This window comes from Limisphaera sp. 4302-co (genome assembly GCF_049537155.1).
GTDB lineage: Bacteria > Verrucomicrobiota > Verrucomicrobiia > Limisphaerales > Limisphaeraceae > Limisphaera.
Window position 1 is genome coordinate 45,384 of the sequence record NZ_JBMVQZ010000014.1, and the last position, 17,125, is coordinate 62,508.

At 65.6% G+C, this 17,125-nt stretch carries 12 protein-coding genes; 5 read left to right on the forward strand and 7 right to left on the reverse strand.

The genetic code is table 11. The features are described from left to right. The first annotated feature begins 176 nt into the window (after positions 1-176). On the forward strand, positions 177-3,482 hold the full coding sequence (locus ACPDIX_RS13140; protein ID WP_423432260.1) for a family 78 glycoside hydrolase catalytic domain: 3,306 nt from the start codon (positions 177-179) through the stop codon (positions 3,480-3,482). Positions 3,483-3,613: 131 nt separating this feature from the next. Here ACPDIX_RS13140 and ACPDIX_RS13145 read toward each other — a convergent pair whose 3' ends face one another. The 4 genes from ACPDIX_RS13145 to ACPDIX_RS13160 all read right to left on the reverse strand — a co-directional run bounded on the left by ACPDIX_RS13145 (position 3,614) and on the right by ACPDIX_RS13160 (position 8,690). After that, the gene (locus ACPDIX_RS13145) at positions 3,614-4,978 is read right to left on the reverse strand and encodes a Gfo/Idh/MocA family oxidoreductase (protein ID WP_423432261.1); all 1,365 of its coding nucleotides are present in this window, start codon (positions 4,976-4,978) and stop codon (positions 3,614-3,616) included. A gap of 258 nt (positions 4,979-5,236) precedes the next feature. Then, a complete protein-coding gene (locus tag ACPDIX_RS13150) occupies positions 5,237-6,118 on the reverse strand; it encodes an alpha/beta hydrolase (protein WP_423432262.1) in 882 nt (293 codons plus the stop codon). A 169-nt stretch (positions 6,119-6,287) separates the two neighbouring features. Then, entirely contained in the window at positions 6,288-7,343 is a 1,056-nt protein-coding gene (locus ACPDIX_RS13155) for a serine hydrolase domain-containing protein (protein ID WP_423432263.1), read from the reverse strand. Positions 7,344-7,931: 588 nt separating this feature from the next. After that, positions 7,932-8,690, reverse strand: coding sequence for a hypothetical protein (locus tag ACPDIX_RS13160; RefSeq protein ID WP_423432264.1), 759 nt, complete (start codon positions 8,688-8,690; stop codon positions 7,932-7,934). A gap of 629 nt (positions 8,691-9,319) precedes the next feature. On the opposite strand from ACPDIX_RS13160, the gene ACPDIX_RS13165 reads away from it, so the two are divergent. Both ACPDIX_RS13165 and trxA read left to right on the forward strand, forming a co-directional pair. Continuing rightward, positions 9,320-9,763, forward strand: a complete 444-nt coding sequence (locus tag ACPDIX_RS13165; protein ID WP_423432265.1) for a hypothetical protein — start codon at positions 9,320-9,322, stop codon at positions 9,761-9,763. A 70-nt stretch (positions 9,764-9,833) separates the two neighbouring features. Beyond that, entirely contained in the window at positions 9,834-10,166 is a 333-nt protein-coding gene (trxA, locus tag ACPDIX_RS13170) for a thioredoxin (protein ID WP_423432266.1), read from the forward strand. A 421-nt stretch (positions 10,167-10,587) separates the two neighbouring features. Here the strand turns inward: trxA and ACPDIX_RS13175 are convergent, their stop codons facing one another. Genes ACPDIX_RS13175 through ACPDIX_RS13185 form a run of 3 tightly spaced genes read right to left on the reverse strand, consistent with a single transcriptional unit; the run spans position 10,588 to position 12,771 of the window. Then, positions 10,588-11,139, reverse strand: coding sequence for an STAS domain-containing protein (locus ACPDIX_RS13175; RefSeq protein WP_423432267.1), 552 nt, complete (start codon positions 11,137-11,139; stop codon positions 10,588-10,590). Continuing rightward, a complete protein-coding gene (gene holA, locus ACPDIX_RS13180) occupies positions 11,136-12,296 on the reverse strand; it encodes a DNA polymerase III subunit delta (protein WP_423432268.1) in 1,161 nt (386 codons plus the stop codon). Before holA ends, ACPDIX_RS13175 begins: the two co-directional genes overlap by 4 nt. A gap of 25 nt (positions 12,297-12,321) precedes the next feature. Next, positions 12,322-12,771 carry a bifunctional nuclease family protein gene (locus tag ACPDIX_RS13185; protein WP_423432269.1) on the reverse strand — a complete coding sequence of 150 codons (450 nt, stop codon included), beginning with the start codon at positions 12,769-12,771 and terminating at the stop codon, positions 12,322-12,324. Positions 12,772-13,089: 318 nt separating this feature from the next. Between ACPDIX_RS13185 and dnaB the strand changes: the two genes are divergently transcribed. Together dnaB and bamA are read left to right on the forward strand one after the other, a co-directional pair. Continuing rightward, positions 13,090-14,583 (forward strand): replicative DNA helicase, encoded by a 1,494-nt coding sequence (gene dnaB, locus ACPDIX_RS13190; RefSeq protein ID WP_423432270.1) that lies wholly within the window; start codon positions 13,090-13,092, stop codon positions 14,581-14,583. 2 nt (positions 14,584-14,585) lie between these two features. Then, the gene (gene bamA / locus ACPDIX_RS13195) at positions 14,586-17,117 is read left to right on the forward strand and encodes an outer membrane protein assembly factor BamA (protein ID WP_423432271.1); all 2,532 of its coding nucleotides are present in this window, start codon (positions 14,586-14,588) and stop codon (positions 17,115-17,117) included. Positions 17,118-17,125 lie beyond the last annotated feature (8 nt).

Sequence of the window (17,125 nt, forward strand, 5' to 3'; positions counted from 1 at the left end):
GTTCGGGGTGGTGGGCGTGGCGGGGGCTGGAAAATATGCTTTCTCGGGCCGGCCGGGTGCATACGCTGGTTCTCGGTACGGATGGGAAGGCCGGCCGTATCCTTATGGGAAGCGCGCGCGGTTGCGCCTTCCCTGCGATCCGGGTCCTGCAACCGACAACCATGAAAGTACTCGCCATGAGGAAGCCATTGGGCTGGGGGTCGTTGTCTCTGTTTGTTCTGAGCCCGGGGTGTGCTGTGCTGCTTTGCCTGGGCGCGGGCTGTTCCGGCACTGGGTGGCGTGCGACCGTTACGTCGGGGCCGGTTCGGCTCACCGGCCTGCGATGCGAGTATCAGGCGGAGCCGTTGGCTGTTGAGGCACCGCGCCCGCGGCTGAGCTGGCGACTGGAGGCCCCGGAAGGCGCACGCGGGGTTCGGCAAACGGCGTGGCAGGTCCTGGTGGCTTCGTGCGAGGAGTTGCTGGACCGCGACGTGGGCGACCTTTGGGACAGCGGCAAGGTGCCGGGCGATCAAACCGTGCATGTGGAATACCGCGGCCGTCCCCTGCGGTCGGCGCAGACGGTGTTCTGGAAGGTCCGGATCTGGGATCAAGAGGGTCGTGTCACGGGATGGAGTGCGCCGGCCCGGTGGACGATGGGCCTGCTGGACCGGGCGGACTGGAAGGCGCAATGGATCGGTTTTGACGTGGAACCGGAACGGGAACCGTGGCAGGCGGCCTTGGAGGACGCGCTGAAGTTGGACGACGCGGTGTGGATCTGGCTGCCCGGCAGCCGTGCGGGTGATCAACCTCCTGGCGAGGCCTACTTCCGCCGGCAGTTCCGGACGCTTGACGGCCAGCCGCTGCGCAGGGCGGTCATGGTGATCGCCGCCGACGATGCCTTCACGCTCTTCGTGAACGGTCGTGAAGCGGGTCATGGCTCGAACTGGCGCAGGATGTACACGCTGGACCTGACCGACCGGATTCGGCCCGGGACGAACGTGCTGGCGATTCGGGCGCGCAACGGCGGTTCGAATCCCACGCCAGCCGGCCTGTTGGGGCGGCTGGTGCTCGTGTACGAAAACGGCGCCACGCAGGTCGTACCCGTGGACGGCTCATGGGGCAGCGGTGCCCGTGCGTCTGACGACTGGGCGACCACTTTGGATGAGCCGGCTGATTGGCAACCGGCTGCCGAGATCGCGCGTTATGGTGAGGCACCTTGGGGTCGGGTGCCACGCAACGAGCCGCGCATGGGCCCGGCGGCTTATCTCCGCAAGTCGTTCATCGTGAGCAAAGAGGTCCGGCGCGCGGTGCTGTTCGCCTCCGCCCTCGGGGTGTACGAGCTCCATCTCAATGGCCGGACTCCCGACCGCGACGTGTTGTCGCCGGGCTGGACCGATTATCACAAGCGTGTGCACTACCGCGGCTATGACGTGACGGGCCTTTTGCGCAGGGGCGAGAACGTCCTGGGCGCGATTCTGGGCGATGGCTGGTATGCCAGCTACCTGGCCTTCACCGGCCGCCGCCACTACTATGGCGAACAGACCCGTTTCCTGGCGCAGTTGCACATCGAATACCGCGACGGCTCGACCGAACTGGTGGTGACGGACGGAAGTTGGAAGGGCGCGCATGGTCCGATTCGCGAGGCGGACCTGTTGATGGGCTGCGTCTACGACGCGCGCCTGGAAATGCCGGGTTGGAACACACCGCGCTTCCGGGACGAGGGTTGGCGACCGGTCACCGTGGACACGAATGTGCAGGTGCTGTTGACGGCCCATCCCGGGCCACCGATTCGCCGCATCGAGGAGCTCCCGGCGCTCAAGGTCACCGAACCCAAACCGGGGGTGTATGTTTTCGATCTCGGCCAGAACATGGTCGGCTGGGTGCGCCTGCGTGCCGGGGGCCGGCCGGGACAGAAGGTCGTGGTTCGACATGCCGAGATGCTCAATCCCGACGGTACTCTTTACACGGAAAACCTGCGTGCGGCTCGTGCAACGGACACCTACTACCTGGCCGGTCCCGAGCGCCGTGCCTACGAGCCGTACTTCACCTTCCACGGGTTCCGCTACGTGGAGGTGACCGGCCTGGAGGAACGTCCGCTGCCGTCCGACGTGACCGGCATCGTGGTCCATTCCGACCTGGCCCGAACCGCCGGGTTCGATTGCCCCGACCCCCTGGTGAACCGGCTCGTGCTCAACACCGTCTGGGGCCAGAAAGGCAACTTTCTGGACGTCCCGACGGATTGTCCCCAGCGGGACGAGCGGGCCGGCTGGACCGGTGACGCCCAGGTCTTCATGAAGACCGCCTGCTACAACATGGATGCGGCGGCTTTTTACACCAAATGGCTCGTGGACCTTTGTGAGGATTCCCAGCGGGAGGACGGTGCGTTTGGCGACGTGGCCCCGCACATCAACGTGGTGGGGTTCGGCAACACCGGCTGGGCCGACGCCGGCCCGATCTGCAACTGGCAGATGTGGCGGATGTACGGGGACACGCGCGTGCTCGAACGCCATTATCCGGCGCTGCAGCGGTACATGGACCATCTGGAGCGGACCAGCACCAATCATGTCCGCGGCACGGGCGCCTACGGCGACTGGCTCCGGCTGGCCGGCCCGCAGCACTCGGAGGTGATCGGCACGGCCTATTACTTCTACACCGCACGCGTGATGGCCGAGATCGCCGCGGCGCTGGGCCGCACCAACGACGCCGCGCGTTACGCGCAACTGGCCGGGCGGATCGGCACGACCTTCGTGCAGCGGTTCATCCAGGAGGACGGCCGCATTGTGGACGGCCGGGGCGAGACCGGTCAGACGTTCTACGCGCTGGCCTTTGGACTGGGGTTGGTACCCGAGTCCATGAAGGAAAAGGTGGCCCGGGCGTTCGTGAAGACGGTGGAGGAACAGGACTGGCACCTGGCCACGGGATTTCTGGGGACGCCCTTTGTGCTGTTTGCGCTGGAAAAGGCCGGTCATCCGGAACTGGCCTGGCGCATGGTGCTCAACAAGACCTATCCCTCGTGGTTGCAACAGGTGATCTGGGGCGCCACCACCATGTGGGAACGCTGGGACGGGTGGACTCCGGATCGCGGCTTCCAGGATCCCGGCATGAACTCCTTCAATCACTACTGGCTCGGCTGCGTGGCCGAGTGGTTGTACAGCCGGGCCGCGGGCATCGACACCGAGGGCCCCGGGTTCCAAACCATCCGGATTCGACCGCTGATCCCGCGTGCGGGAGAGGGATTGGATCGCGTGTCCGCCTCCTACGATTCCATCCGCGGCCGGATTGAAAGCCGATGGCGTCTGGACGGCAAACGGCTGGAGCTGGAGGTGCTCGTGCCGCCCAACACCACGGCGTTTGTGCACGTGCCGGCGCGCGATCCCGGCCTGGTGCGGGAGAGCGGTAAACCGGTGGCGCAGGCACCGGGCGTGGAGGTGCAGGGCCGGTCGGGAGACGAGCTGGTGCTCCGCGTGGGCTCGGGCCGGTACCGTTTCACCTCCGAGCTCTGAAGGCCGGACCGGCCACTTCAGCATGGACCCGGGTGTCCCGCTGGTGGACCACAACCGGGATCTTGTGGCCGCATGGGCGGGTGCGCCGTCTGTGAGCGGCGCCGTTTCTCAGTCCCGCACCGGCTGGTTCCTCAGATCTCCGGCAGTTTCCAAGGTGGCCGATAAGGCTTGGAGACCCACTGCGCCAGTTCGGCGTCGAGGATCCGTTCGGTGTCCGGGTCCCAGCGGATCACTTTGCCGGAACGGATGGCGATGTTGCCCAGGTGACACACCGTGGCGGAGCGATGGCCCACTTCCACGTCGCAAATCGGCAGGTTGCGCGTGCGGATGCAGTCCAGCCAGTTCTGGTGATGGTTCCGGCTTTCGTAGACGCGCAGGTCCTTGTCGCCGATCGGTTCTTCCAGGATTTCCTCGGGCCAGGTGGCCAGGGCACCGCGGTTGATGTAAAGCAGGCCGTTTTCCCCTTCGAAAATGCATCCGGTGAACTCGTCCTTGTCATTGAGGATGGACCGGGCCTCCTTTTCGCGGCCCGGAAGAAGCTCCCGAACCTTCGCCCCCGGACTGCGACACTCCACGAGGACGCCGTTGACGTATCTGTAAGTGACCGAGAAAGCCACGGGGACCTCGAACCGCTTTTCCGGATCGTATTCGCCCGTGCCCCGGATTTCGACGGGGCCGGAGCCGTCCATCCCGAGTCCCCACTGGGCGATGTCGAGGTGATGGGCGCCCCAGTTGGTCATCTGGCCGCCGGAGTAATCCCAGAAAAAGCGGAAGTAGTAATGGACGCGGTGTTTGTTGTAGGGACGCCAGGGGGCCGGGCCGAGCCAGAAATCGTAATCGAGCTCGGGCGGGGGCTCCGAGTCGGGTACGGGCGGTTCATTGGTCCAGTTGACGCCGGTCAGGCCCACGAGTACGCGCTTGATCCGGCCGAGGCGCCCGTTGCGGACCAGCTCGATCGCGCGGCGGAAGCGCGTGTCGGATCGTTGCTGGCTGCCGGTCTGGAGCACGCGCCCGGTGCGCCGGACGATTGCGCGCATCACCCGGCCCTCGTGAATGGTGAGCGTGAGCGGCTTTTCCACGTAGACGTCCTTGCCGGCCTCGCACGCATGGATGGCGGGCAGGGCGTGCCAGTGATCGGGCGTGCTGATGCAGACGGCGTCGATGGATTTGTCCTCCAGCAACCGCCGGTAGTCCGAGTAAACGGCCGGGTTGCGGCCGGTTGCCTTCTCGACGGCGCGCCGGGCATTCTCCAGGTGGTTTTTGTCCACGTCGCAGACCGCCACCGCGTTTTTCATGAGGGCGCGGAGGTTGCTCATGCCCTGGCCACCGGTCCCGATGAATCCAACCCGGATGAATTCCGAGGGGTTCTGGCCCGTGGCGGCCTTGGTGCGGTTCAGAAAGATGTTCGGCAGGGCCAGTCCCGCAGCCACCCCGAGAGAACCTTGTCCGGCGGCTTTCAGGAACTGACGACGGCTCAGACTTCGCCCGTTCTTCATGGAGCCCTTATGCAACCGGAAGCCTGTCGAGTCAATCGAACGAATAGCCGAGTTTTTGCCGATTCTCTTGCGATCTCCGCCGGGAACGGATGCGGGCCGGCCCCATCGGGGGTGGTTTCGCCGGGGTGGACCAGGCTGACGCCACCGGGCAACTGGTGTGATGGAGTCCGGCGTGGGCCGGCGGTTCGTTCTTCCGAGTGCGGGCAGGTGCGGCGGCCTGTCCGTGGTCGGGCCACCTTCGGTCCCGATCGTGTGGGTTCAGGGTTTGCCGGCCGGTTTCATCCAACCGTGCATCGCCAGCCACTCGGCGAAGCGTTCGATCCAGCGGTCGCTGGGGAGGTTCTGTTTGCGCATGCCGAAGCCGTGTCCACCGCGTTCGTAGAGGTGGAGTTCGGCGGCTTGGCCGGCCCGGGTCCAGTCCTGGTAGAGCTCGACGCTGTGCGGCGCCAGCCGGAGCGGATCGTCCGTGGCGGCCAGGATGAAGAGGGGCGGCGCGTCCGCGGGCACACCTTTCTCCCGCGGCACCCAGTGGTACGCGAGATAGATCGGCGCGACGAAGTCGGGCCGGCTGGCGGCGTCATAGTTGTAGGCCACCGAAGTGGCCACGGTGCCGCCGGCGGAGAACCCCATGATCCCGATGCGCCGGGGATTGACCTTGTATTCCGCTGCATGCTGGCGCACATGCCGGACGGCGGCCAACCCGTCGGCCAGCGCCAGTTTGACCACCGGCGCCACCACCTGGTCGAGCGGTCCGCGTGTCATGATTTCGCGGGTGGGATCGTCCGTCTCGCATTTCACCAGGCGGTACTTCAGCACGAACGCGGACACACCCCGGGCGGCCAGCCAACGGGCCACGTCATGGCCCTCGCTGTCGATCGAAAGGGCGAAGAACGCGCCACCGGGGCAGATGATCACAGCGGTCCCGTTGGCCTGGGACGGGTCGGGGGCGAACCAGGTCAGTGTGGGGTGCGACACGTTGAAGACGATGCGTGTGTTCCAGAGGTTGGAGACGCTTTCCCGCTCGGAGTGGGTCCAGTCTTCTGAGCCGGGAGCAGGGCCTTCGTAGAGGGGAATCACCTTCTCCTGCGCGGCCAGCGTGCCGGCCGCCAGGCCGATTGTCCAAAGCCATCGTTGCCACATGGGTCGGACCTTTCTCCCGGGATTCAAGCGGTGCCGGCGGTGTCCCGGTACCGATCCGGGTCTGCTGCCCGGCTACCTTGGGCCATTGAATCGCGGGTGCGGGTCGGTGGCCACTCCAAATTCGGTTTGGCGCCTGGAGGTCTTCGAAGGCGGTGCATCCCTTCGCCGTTCAGGGGGCGGCAGAGTCGGGCCGGAGAAGGTATCGCCGGATCAATTCCCAGGCTGCGCGGTCGCAGGCCTGTTCGGCTCGTGGTCCACCGGCGTTGCACGCCACCACCAGGCCGAAATCCCGCGCCGGCGCCATCCAGATCACGGCGAAGAAAGTGGTGTTGGACCCGCTGTGAGTGAGCGCATTTCCACCGGCCCAGTCGCGGTGAACCACGATCCAGCCGAGGGCATGCGTGTCGTCGCCGACCGGCCGGTGCAGGCGCTCGAACACGTGCCGTGGCAGGAGAGGTTCCCCGCCCCGGGCACCCCGTAGATGGAAGGCCACATACCGGACCAGATCCGGCAGCGAGCTGTGGACGGCTCCTGCCGGCGCAATGGCGGGGGGATTGTCCGCGCGCGGGCCGGGCGGGACGGGGCGAAACGTGTCGCCTTCGGGGACGTGGCCCCAGGGTTGATCTTCCCTGCCGGGGCTCGCAGGCGGACCGAACCCTGCTGAAGCCATCTCCAGCGGCTCGAAGAGTTCCCTGCGCATCAGCGTTTCCCAGGGGGTGTCGGTCACCTGTTCGAGCATGGCGCCAGCGATGGCATAACCTGCGTTGGAATAGAGAAAGCGGGAGCCGGGCGGTACGGCGGGCGGATGGGAGAGCACCTGTTCGAGCAGATACCTGCGTTGGGCGCGCGGAGGCTCCGCTCGGTCCCACAAGCGTGCCCAAAGTCCGCCCTCCTCCAGTGAGGCCGCCACACCGCCGCGATGGGCGAGAAGCTGCAACAGCGTGACGCCCCGATACGCCGGATCGAATCGCGGTGCCAGGTCGGGAAAAACCTCGGCCAGGGTGGTTTCCCACCGTATCCTGCCCTGCGTCACCAAGCTTCCCGCCAGAGTGGCGGTCATGGATTTGGTGAGCGAACCGAGGTGGTATTTGTCTTCCGGGGTCACGTGGTTCCGGCCTCCGGCCTTTCGAAGGCCGGTGGCCCCGAGGGCCACACAACGGTCCTGCATGACGACGGCCGCGGCCAACGATGGCAGACCGGCCTTTTGGCGGATGGGTTCGAGCACGGCCGCGCAGTCTTCCGGCTTTGGAGAGGGGGATTCTTTCCCGGCTGTGGCGCAGAGCGCCGGAAACGCAAGCAACCAGCCGGCCATGAAAGCCCGAGCTGCTGCGGGCCGCGGAGCCCTGCGCTCGGATGACAACCGGGTAGGCATGACTCGAGCCTGCGGGTTGCGAGCTTCCGAGGCAACTCACAAGCGCGGCATGGGGATGGTCAGCCCCTGGGGCGATCGCGGGCCCGGCTCATGAGTGCGGCACGCCTGCCGGCACCATGCCAAGGGCAACCGGGCGCGCCACGAAACGGACCGACCAGACGCCCAAGATGAGGTCCTGCGGAGAGACTCAGGTACCCGCAGAGGCGCCCCCACGGATGACCGCTTCCGGACGCGCCTGCCAGGGTCCGTGGGTGGCCCGGGCAGCGGAGGGTTGATGCGCGGGTGAGCCGGGGAATGGAAGAGGCGCGATGGAAGAGGCGGGCGTCAGGATTTCCGGACGCCCGCCCTTTGCGAGCCGGTCGAAACGGGTTTATGCGTCGGAGGGTCATGTGACCCACAGCGGACGCGGTCCGCTGCGCGCTCCGGGTCCCGGCGGCCTCTTCAGGTGCATACCCTGTGTGGAGGCGTTTGCGGTCGGAGCCCACTGATCAATGCCAGTGCGGCGGCCAGGAGTGCGAGCGTAGAGCCGCCGTCCAGCAGCACAGCTCCCATGGGCCCGCTGACCTGCAGGCCGCTGACAAGAAGGCCGGTCGGCCCCCATCCGTTGTTCACGTGGAACTCCAAGGTGTTCTCTCCGGCCACGAGGCCATCCAGCTCGAAATACTGGAGAGAAACAAATCCCCAATCATCCCGCCAATAGGCGGTCGCTTGGCCGTTGAGATAAATGGTCGAGTTGTTGTCCGAAGCCCAGAATCCACTGAGGCGAAACAGAGAAAGGTCCCATCCGCCCGGGTCGAGCCACCAGCGCAGTGTGTAAACATACCACCCGGGATCATCGTATGGGTAAATGTCGGTCGTCGCGGTGGGGCCGACCCAGGCCGATCCGGGTGGCGGAGTGATCCATGCCTGCCAGTTGGGATCCCCAAAGTGGAACACCACCGGCCGGATGTAGGCGGGGCCGGTGTCGGTGTAAAAAGTCACGCTGTAGTGCGGGTCCGCGCTGGTGACCGGCAGGACGTTGCCGGAATCGTCCACACCGGTGTTGTACAGGCCGGTGACCTGCCAGCCTTGCGCGGTCAGCAACGACCATCCGAGGGTCGCGAAGCAGAGCAACCGCGCGGCCGCGGTTGCCGAGGATGTGCCGGGACGTCCGTGAATGTCCCGGGCCATGCTGTGGAGGGCTTGGTTCGTTGTTTTCATGGTCCGTTCTGCCGTTTGCGGTTTGCCTTTGTGCGGATTCTTGTGACCCGGCGCGGCGGCGCCGGAAACCTTTTCGCGGGTCTGGAGGCTTGCGAATGTTTCCGCTCGGGGTTCTCGTCCGGGCTGGAGCCGGCTCGTCAGCGAGTTCACCTCCTTTCTCAGCGTGTCTTCGGGTTACGAACTTTGGCCTTTCCTGTTGCCGTTCCGGTGTCGCGTCTCCGGCAGGCGATTCCGGCGATAGGATCGGCCGATGGTTCGTGCCGGTCAGGCAGGTGCGAATCATGGACAATTGGTATCACCTTCGCTGTTCGATGCGGACCAGTTGGGGGTGCGTGCTTCCAAGTCTTCTCTTTTGACTTCCGTTGCAGAGTCTGGTGCGGAGCCTCGTTTCGGAGAGCATGGGCAGAGTAAGGGAGGCGCTTACGGCGAGTCAATCGCCAGCCCCGTGAAGAGGGCCGGGTCTCCGGGGGGGTCGGCGTCCGTTCCGGCTGGCTGGGTGGCGGGGTCGCCCCGCTCGTGAAGGCAGTGGGCAAAGGCCGGTTCGAGAGGAGGCGAGGTTTTTGTTGCGGTTCCGGTTTCGCGTTTGACAGGGCCGGAGGGGCGGCTTAGGTTCGGGCTGGTCTTTTCGTATGGCCGAGAACATCCCAAATTTGCCGGGCGGGGCCGTACCTCCGAAGAAGGAGACGGGCAAGGTCCAGCCGAAGAAGGAAACCGTGCGGATCACCTTGCCGCCCAAACCGACGGCCGCGCCGACCATCAAGCTGCCCACGTTGCCGCCCGCTGGGCCGGGCGCCGCGCCGCGGCCGGCCGCACCACCCACGCCAGCACCGGCAGCGGCGCCTGCGGCCGCACCGGCTGCTGCCGCTCCTGCGGCGGGTGCACGGCCGGCCCCGGCAGCCGCTGCTGCCCCGGCGGCGGCCCCTCGCACGGCTGCCCCACCCGTGGTACAGCGGGCGCCCGTGGCCCCTGCGGTCTCGGGCGTGGACCAGGGACTGGCCATCGGGGCGATCGTGGCCGGGGTCCTTGCCCTGCTTTCGGTGGTGTACCTGGGGTTCCTGCTGCCGCTCGAGTGAGTTGAGCCGTGCAGGTCCGAATGGGGTTTGAAGGAAGGTCTGGTCTGACCGGAAAGAGAGGATTCGTACGATGGCTTCCCCTTTGATCGTCACGTTGACGGGGCAGAACTTCGAGCAGGAGGTTTTGAAGTCGCCCACGCCCATCCTGGTGGATTTCTGGGCCAGCTGGTGTGGTCCGTGCAAGATGATTGCGCCGCTCTTGGACGAGCTGGCCGAGGAGTACCAGGGCCGGGTGCGCATCGGGAAGGTGGATGTGGACCAGGAAAGCAACCTGGCTGCAAAGTACGGGGTGCAGGCGATTCCCACGCTTTTGCTCTTCAAGAACGGCGAAGTGATCGGGCAGATGGTGGGGGCCAAGGGCAAGCGTGAGATTCAGGCCCTGATGGACCGCGCCTTGTCGTGAGGACAAGGCCTGAGTAAGTGGCGGGTCCTTTGCCCGCCCTTTCAGCGAGGCCCGAGGACGCGGACTTCGCCAGGGACGGTCCCGCTGGCGCAGCGCACAAGCGTCAGAAGCGCGGCTGCGGGGCTTGCTCGTGAGTCGAGCGCGAGCCGGCACCCCTCGCCTCTTCTCGCTGCGAGACCTCCGGTTGGGGGGACTGCTTCGTTTCAGCGTGCCCGAGCCTGGGACGCCGGGGGCAGGGTCGCGCTTTACAGACCGGTCTGAGGCGGGGAAGGTCCTTGGCAGCCCCGCCGGCGCTCGTGCGTTCTACGGGCGGGGAGGGTGTTCCGAACCGGGTGTGCCTGTCGGGACGTGAGCCGGCGGGGTGCCGGGAAGAACGGTGTCTGGTTTTGGCCTGCGGGCGCGCGTGGCGGGGGGAGTGTCTTCAAGTGGAAGTGCCGCCCGGCTGGTTGCGGGCTTCTTCGAGCTTCTGAAGGTCTTCCTGGAGGAAGCGAGTCACGTCTTTGAAGCGGGACTGGTTGGCCGGGTTGACCGCCATGAGGGCTTGATGGGCTTCGAGGCTGGTGCGGGCCAGCTCCATGCGATCGGTCACTGCGGTTCCCAGGATGGTTTCGGTGCCGTTGGAAGTGCCGGCGATGGTCCGTGGCTCCTGTATGATGCGGAGGTAATCGGTCACGCCGAGACCTTCGATGAGTTGGGCGACGCGTGGAGTGGGATTGAGCAGGTCCACTGCTGCTTCCGGGTCGCCGGACTGGTGAAGTTGGATGCCCAAGCGGCAGAGGATCCCCAGGAAGGTGCTGTCCAACAGTACGCAGTCGCTCAGGTCCACTTTGAACCTGCGGTAGCCTTTTTGGAGGAGGCCGTGGACGAGGGCCTTGAAGTCCGGGGCAGCGGTGAAGTTGGCGTGGCCGGTGATGCGGAGCCGGACATCCCGACCGCTCACCATGACCAGGACCTTGGCTGGCGGCAGACTCATGATGGGATGGCTGTGGGCTCGGGGCTCGGCACGGGTCGGCTCCCGGCCATGATGCGGACCAGCAGTCGCTGGAGCAGCAGGTCGGGATCGAGCCGACTGCCGACCAGGGCCCGATTGCATTCCTCCAGGTATTTCATCGCCCGCACCAGCTCGACGCTTGAGTAGTTTTGCGCGTCTTGGAGGGCCTTGTGCAGGACGAACGGGTGGATGGCGAGGGGGTTGAGGCGGCGGTCGGTGGGCAGGACTTCGGCGGGGAGTTTTTGGAGGCGGGCTTTGAAGGCGGCGTATTCGAGGCGCGGATGTATCCAACCGCGTTCGGCGAGGTCACGGGCCAGCAGCATGGCGCGGATCTTGGTGATGAGGCCGTACAGGAGGCCGATGCCGCTGCGGTCGGACTCGCCGGCGGCTGAGCGGCGTTCTTCTTCGAGGCATCGGAGGGCACGCGGCAGGTCACGGGCGCCGACGGCGTCGGCCAGTGCGAACGCCTGGGCGGTCGGGTTTCGGACGGTGATGGTTTCGACGTCGGCCGCGGTGATGCGGTTGCGCGGGGCGACGTAGAGGCAGAGTTTTTCGAGTTCGCTCTGCAGCAAGGGCAGGGAGGGCCCGACCTTGCTGACGAACGCGGCGAGGGCTTCCTCCTCGATCTCGTATCCGGCGCTGCCCAGACGGTTCCGGATCCAGAGGGCGGCCCGCTCTGGCCAGTCCCGGTCTTCCGGTGTCCAACCGGTGTGGATTTCGACCTGTCCGATCTGATCGAGCACCTTGAAGAAGCTGCGGCGGCGGTCCACCTTGCCGGCGCTGATGAGCAGGCGCACGCCGCGCCAGTCGAACTGTTGGAGTTCGCGTGCCCAGGCGTTGAGGACCTCGGTGACGGCCACGGTGTCCCCCGGGCGTTCGGTGCCCAGGAAGGAGCAGTTGCGCAGCCAGACGACCTTGGTGGAGCCGGGCAGGGGGAGGGTTTGAAGGGCCTCCCGGGTTCGCTCGATCACCGAGACTGCCTCGGCCGCGGTTGCCACCGCGCCGTCCAGGATTTCGTCGCCCAGCTGGCGGCCTCCGCCCCAGGCCTCGAAGATTTGACGGGCCCGTTCCTTCACGGTGACGGAATCGTCGCCGCAGACGAGAACGACGGGCGAGGTCGGCGTGGCGGAGGCACGCATGGGGAGCGGTCCGGAACCGGTGAGGTTATTCCAGTTCCTCCTGGTCGTTGATGCGCTGGAGGTGCTCGCTCATGTCCTCCATTTCATCGAAGAGCTCGCGCGTGACGTACATCGGGGCTTTCAAGGCGACGGCCAGGGCCAGGCAATCGCTCGGGCGGGCGTCCAGCTCCACGAGTTTGCGGCCCAGCTCGTTTTCCTGCTGGAGGATCAGGCGTGCGTAGAAGGTCTGGTTCTTGAGTTCGGTGATGACGATGCGCTCGACGGTGATGCCGAACCCCTTGAAGATGCTGAGCATGAGGTGATGCGTGAGGGGTCGTTCGGGCACGCGTTGGTGGATGAAGTCACTGATGGTCTTTCCCATCCACGGGTCCACATTGATGATAAAGACCTTGTCTTCGTTCCCGATGAACAGGGCGCAACCACTCTGATTGGGCCAAAGCCCGCGGATCTGCACTGGCACGACCCCGTGCTTCATGGGGTCAACCTAGGCCCTTTGCGCTGAAAAAACAAGCCCGCCAGCCCGCTGGTTGGGCGGCTGATCGCCCGGCGTGGGGACCTTGCGCGGAGGTGGCCCGATGCGCCGGTGGGACGGGGTGAGGGAAGGTGGGAGGCCCGGGCAGAGGGGGCGCAAGGGTCGCGGTTCGAGCCTGCACGGGGGGGGTGTGCCGGTTGCATGCAGCCGGGGGAAGATTCTCTCCTTGTCCGCTTTCGCAGGGTGCGATTGAATACCGGGCCGGCGGTGCGAATCCGGAATGGCCTGTGGGCCTGCCGCCGGAATTGTTTCATGTGACGGATGAGTGACCCGGGCACAGTCGAAGCCGATTTGAAGTCGCGCCGGCGTCGCCGGCCTTCTGCGCCGTCGGTGACGGGCACGGACCGGCTGCCTCCGCACTCGCTGGAGGCCGAGCGGGGCGTGCTGGGGTGCATCTTGTTGTCGCCCAATCCGTGCATGGGTGAGAGCCTCGAGCTGCTGAAGGCGCAGCCGGAGGTGTTTTACGATCCGCGGCATCAGATCATTTACCGGACGCTGATCGAGATGTTCGAGCAGCGTGAGCCGATCGACGTCATCACGCTGCAGCAGCGGTTGAAGGATGCCCCGCCGTGGGACGACGGCCGGCAGGGTGGACCGGTCAACCGGCTGGAGATGGCCGGCGGGCTGGCCTATCTGGCGTCGCTGCCGGATGCCGTTCCCTCGGCCGCCAACCTGGCCTATTACGCGAACATTGTTTACGAGAAGTACCTGCTGCGCCGGCTGATCCAGACCTGCACGGGTGTGATTGGTCGCGTCTTCGAGTACGAGGGGAACGTCGAGGAGCTGCTGGACGAGGTGGAGCGCGACATCCTGCGGATCAGCGAGGAGCGGGTGGAAGGTGGCACGGTGCCGATCCGCGAGCTGGTGCGGGATGCGATCGGCAAGATCGAGAAGCTCTACACCCAGAAGGGCATGCTCAGCGGGTTGCCCACCGGGTTTCCCGATCTGGACCGGCTGACGACGGGTTTGCACGGCGGGGAGATGATCGTGATTGCGGCCCGGCCGAGCGTGGGCAAGACCTCGCTGGCCATGAACATTGCCGAGCACGTGGCCATTGACCTGCGGCTGCCGGTGGCGGTGTTCAGCCTGGAGATGACGGCCGAGTCGCTGGTGATGCGGTTGCTTTGTTCGCGGGCGCGGGTCAATTTGCGGAATCTGCGCGAGGGGTTCCTGGCCGAACGGGATTTTCCCAGGCTGACCACCGCGGCGGGCAAGCTGGCGGGTGCACCCCTTTACATTGACGACACCTCGGGGCTTTCGATCCTGCAGTTGCGGGCCAAGGCGCGGCGCCTGGCGCAGCAGCATGGAATCCGGTTGTTCGTCATTGATTACCTTCAGCTGCTGCATTCCACCTCGCGGCGGGCCGAGAACCGGCAGCAGGAGATCGCCGACATCTCCAACGGCGTGAAGGCGTTGGCCAAGGAGCTGAACGTGCCGGTGATCGTGCTGAGCCAGCTGAACCGGGACGTGGAGAAGCGCGGCGCCGGCGAGGCCCCGCGATTGTCCGACCTGCGCGAGTCCGGCGCCATCGAACAGGATGCCGACGTGGTGGGTCTTTTGTACCGGGACACCAAGGGTCGTGAGGAGGACGATCCGGCCCGCGATTTCGATCAGGAATCCATCCCTGTCAAACTGTACATCGCCAAACAGCGGAACGGTCCCACCGGGGAGATTGACCTGGTGTTTCTGCGTCCCTACACGCGGTTCGAGAGCGTGGCCAAGGTGGAGGCCGAGGATCTGCCGCCCGCGCCCTGACCATGCACGCCCTGCTGCGCATTCTTCTGCTGGCCTGTCTGATCGGTTGGACCGTTCCGGTGCACGGGCAACTGGCCCCGTTCGGCCAGCAGGAGCTCCAGGTGGTGCGGGTGGATGTGCGTCATGTGGGTCCGCCGGCCGTCAGCGATGCCATGCTCCGGGCTCACATCCGGGTCAAACCCGGCGACGTCTACCGGCCGGCGGCCGTGGACGAGGACATCCGGAGCCTCTACGCCACCGGCCAGTTCTACAACATCCGCGTGCTGGCGGATCGCACCGAGGAGGGGCTGGTGCTGACCTACGTGGTGCAGGGGAATCCGCGCCTGACGGAGATCCGGTTTCGGGGCAACACCAAGTTCAGCGATGCGCGGTTGCGCAAACGGATCAGCTCGCAGGCGGGCCAGCCCTTGATCGAGCGCAAGCTCTTCACCGACAGCCAGGAGATTCAGAAGCTTTATCAGAGCAAGGGTTATCCCAACACGCGGGTGCAGTACGTGGTCAACATTGACGAGGCGGCGGGACGCGCCTCCGTCACCTTCGAGATCCAGGAAAGTCCGAAGATCAAAATCGAGCAGGTCGAGTTTGTCGGTGCCCGTGCCTTTCCGGAGCGGGTGAGTTTCTGGGGCCGGCTGTTCCGGCCGACGCGGAAGGGCCTGGCCCAGGTGATCAAGACGCGACGGCACTGGATGTTCTCCTGGCTGACCGGCAGCGGCTATTACAAGGACGAGGAACTCGACGAGGACCGGGAACGGCTGGCCGAGTTTTACCGGCAGCACGGCTACATTGATTTCGAGATCCGGGACGTGAAGCTGGAATACCCCCGGCCGGACCGCATGATCGTGCGGTTCGAGATCTTCGAGGGACAGCCGTACAAGGTGGGCAGCGTGCGGTTCGTGGGCACGACGTTGCTGCCGACCAACGCGGTGGCGCCGGACTTCAAACCGGATCCGAAGCCGCCCTCGGACACGGAGGCGCGCCGGCTCTGGTATGATACGCGCGCCCTGCACCGGGCCTTCACCATGAAACCCGGTGAGGTTTTCACCCCGGCCGGGATGTCCAACAACCTGGTGGCGATCGAGAACTTCTACGGTGCGCAGGGCTACATTGACGTCAACGCCAGCTCGCCCAACCTGCGGGTCCGCCGGATCCCCAACACCGAGAGCAACACCATGGACCTCGAGTACATCATCAACGAGGGCCAGAAGGTGTTCATCGAGAAGATTGACATCCGCGGCAACACCAAGACCAAGGACCGCGTGATCCGGCGCGAACTGGCGGTGGCACCGGGCGAACCGTTCGACATGGTGGCGGTGAAACTCAGCGAGGCGCGCCTGAAGGGTTTGCAATACTTCGAGAAGGTGGAATTGAAGCCCGAACCCACCGACATTCCCACCCGCCGGAACCTCCTGGTGGCGGTGGAGGAGAAAAACACCGGCAACATCACCCTGGGCGCCGGATTCAGTTCCGTGGACGCGCTGGTGGGCTTTGTGGAGTTTACGCAGGGGAACTTCGACCTGTTTCATCCGCCCACCTTTTCGGGAGGCGGCCAGAAGTTTCGCCTGCGCCTCCAGGTGGGCACCGAGCGCCAGGATTACATCATGAGTTTCGTCGAACCGTGGTTGTTCGGGCGGAAACTCAGTTTCAGCGTGGACCTGTACCACCGGGACCTGGCCTACCAGAGCTTCGGCGGTCTGTACGATGAAACCCGCACGGGCATCAGCCTCGGGCTGCGCCGAACCCTCTGGAGCGACTTTTTCATCGGCGGGATCAACTACACGTTGGAAAACGTGGGGATCGATCTGGATCCCGGGCTTCACCCGACACGCTGGGTGCGGGAGCCGTTGCCGGGGCGGGGCGACCTGATCCGGTTGGATCCGGCCAACGCGCCTTCGGCCCTCTTTGCCGAGGAGGGCAACGCCCTGGTGTCGCGCATCGGGTTGTCACTGGCCTATGACACGCGCAACAACACGCTGCTGCCGAGTCGCGGCCAGCGCATCGAATTGTACGCGGACGCGGCCGGGCCCTGGCCCGGTGAAAAGGAGTACTGGCGGACCGAACTGCGCACCGCCTGGTATTACCCCGGCTTTTTTGAAGGGCACATCATCGAAATCCTGGGCCGGGTGGGCGTGGCCGACGCCTGGGGGGACACCGAGGTGGTTCCGTTCTACGACCGGTTCTACCTGGGCGGACTCTATTCGTTGCGCGGGTTCAAGTATCGCGAGGTGGCGCCGCGCGAGCCCGGCTTCTCGGAGCCCATTGGCGGCAACACCTACTGGTTCGGCTCCATCGAGTACAGCATTCCGGTGATTCAGCGGCTGCGGTTCGCGATGTTTTACGACGTGGGCAACGTGATGGCCGACGCGTTCGATTTCAACTTTTCGAACCGGAGCGACAACTGGGGCTTCGGCATCCGGCTGGACCTGCCCATTGGTCCCTTGCGCCTCGATTACGGCATCCCCATCAACTACGACAAGCGGTACAGCAGCGGCCGGCCCCGCTTCCAGTTTGGCGTCGGTTACACCCGCGAGTTTTAACCCTGGCG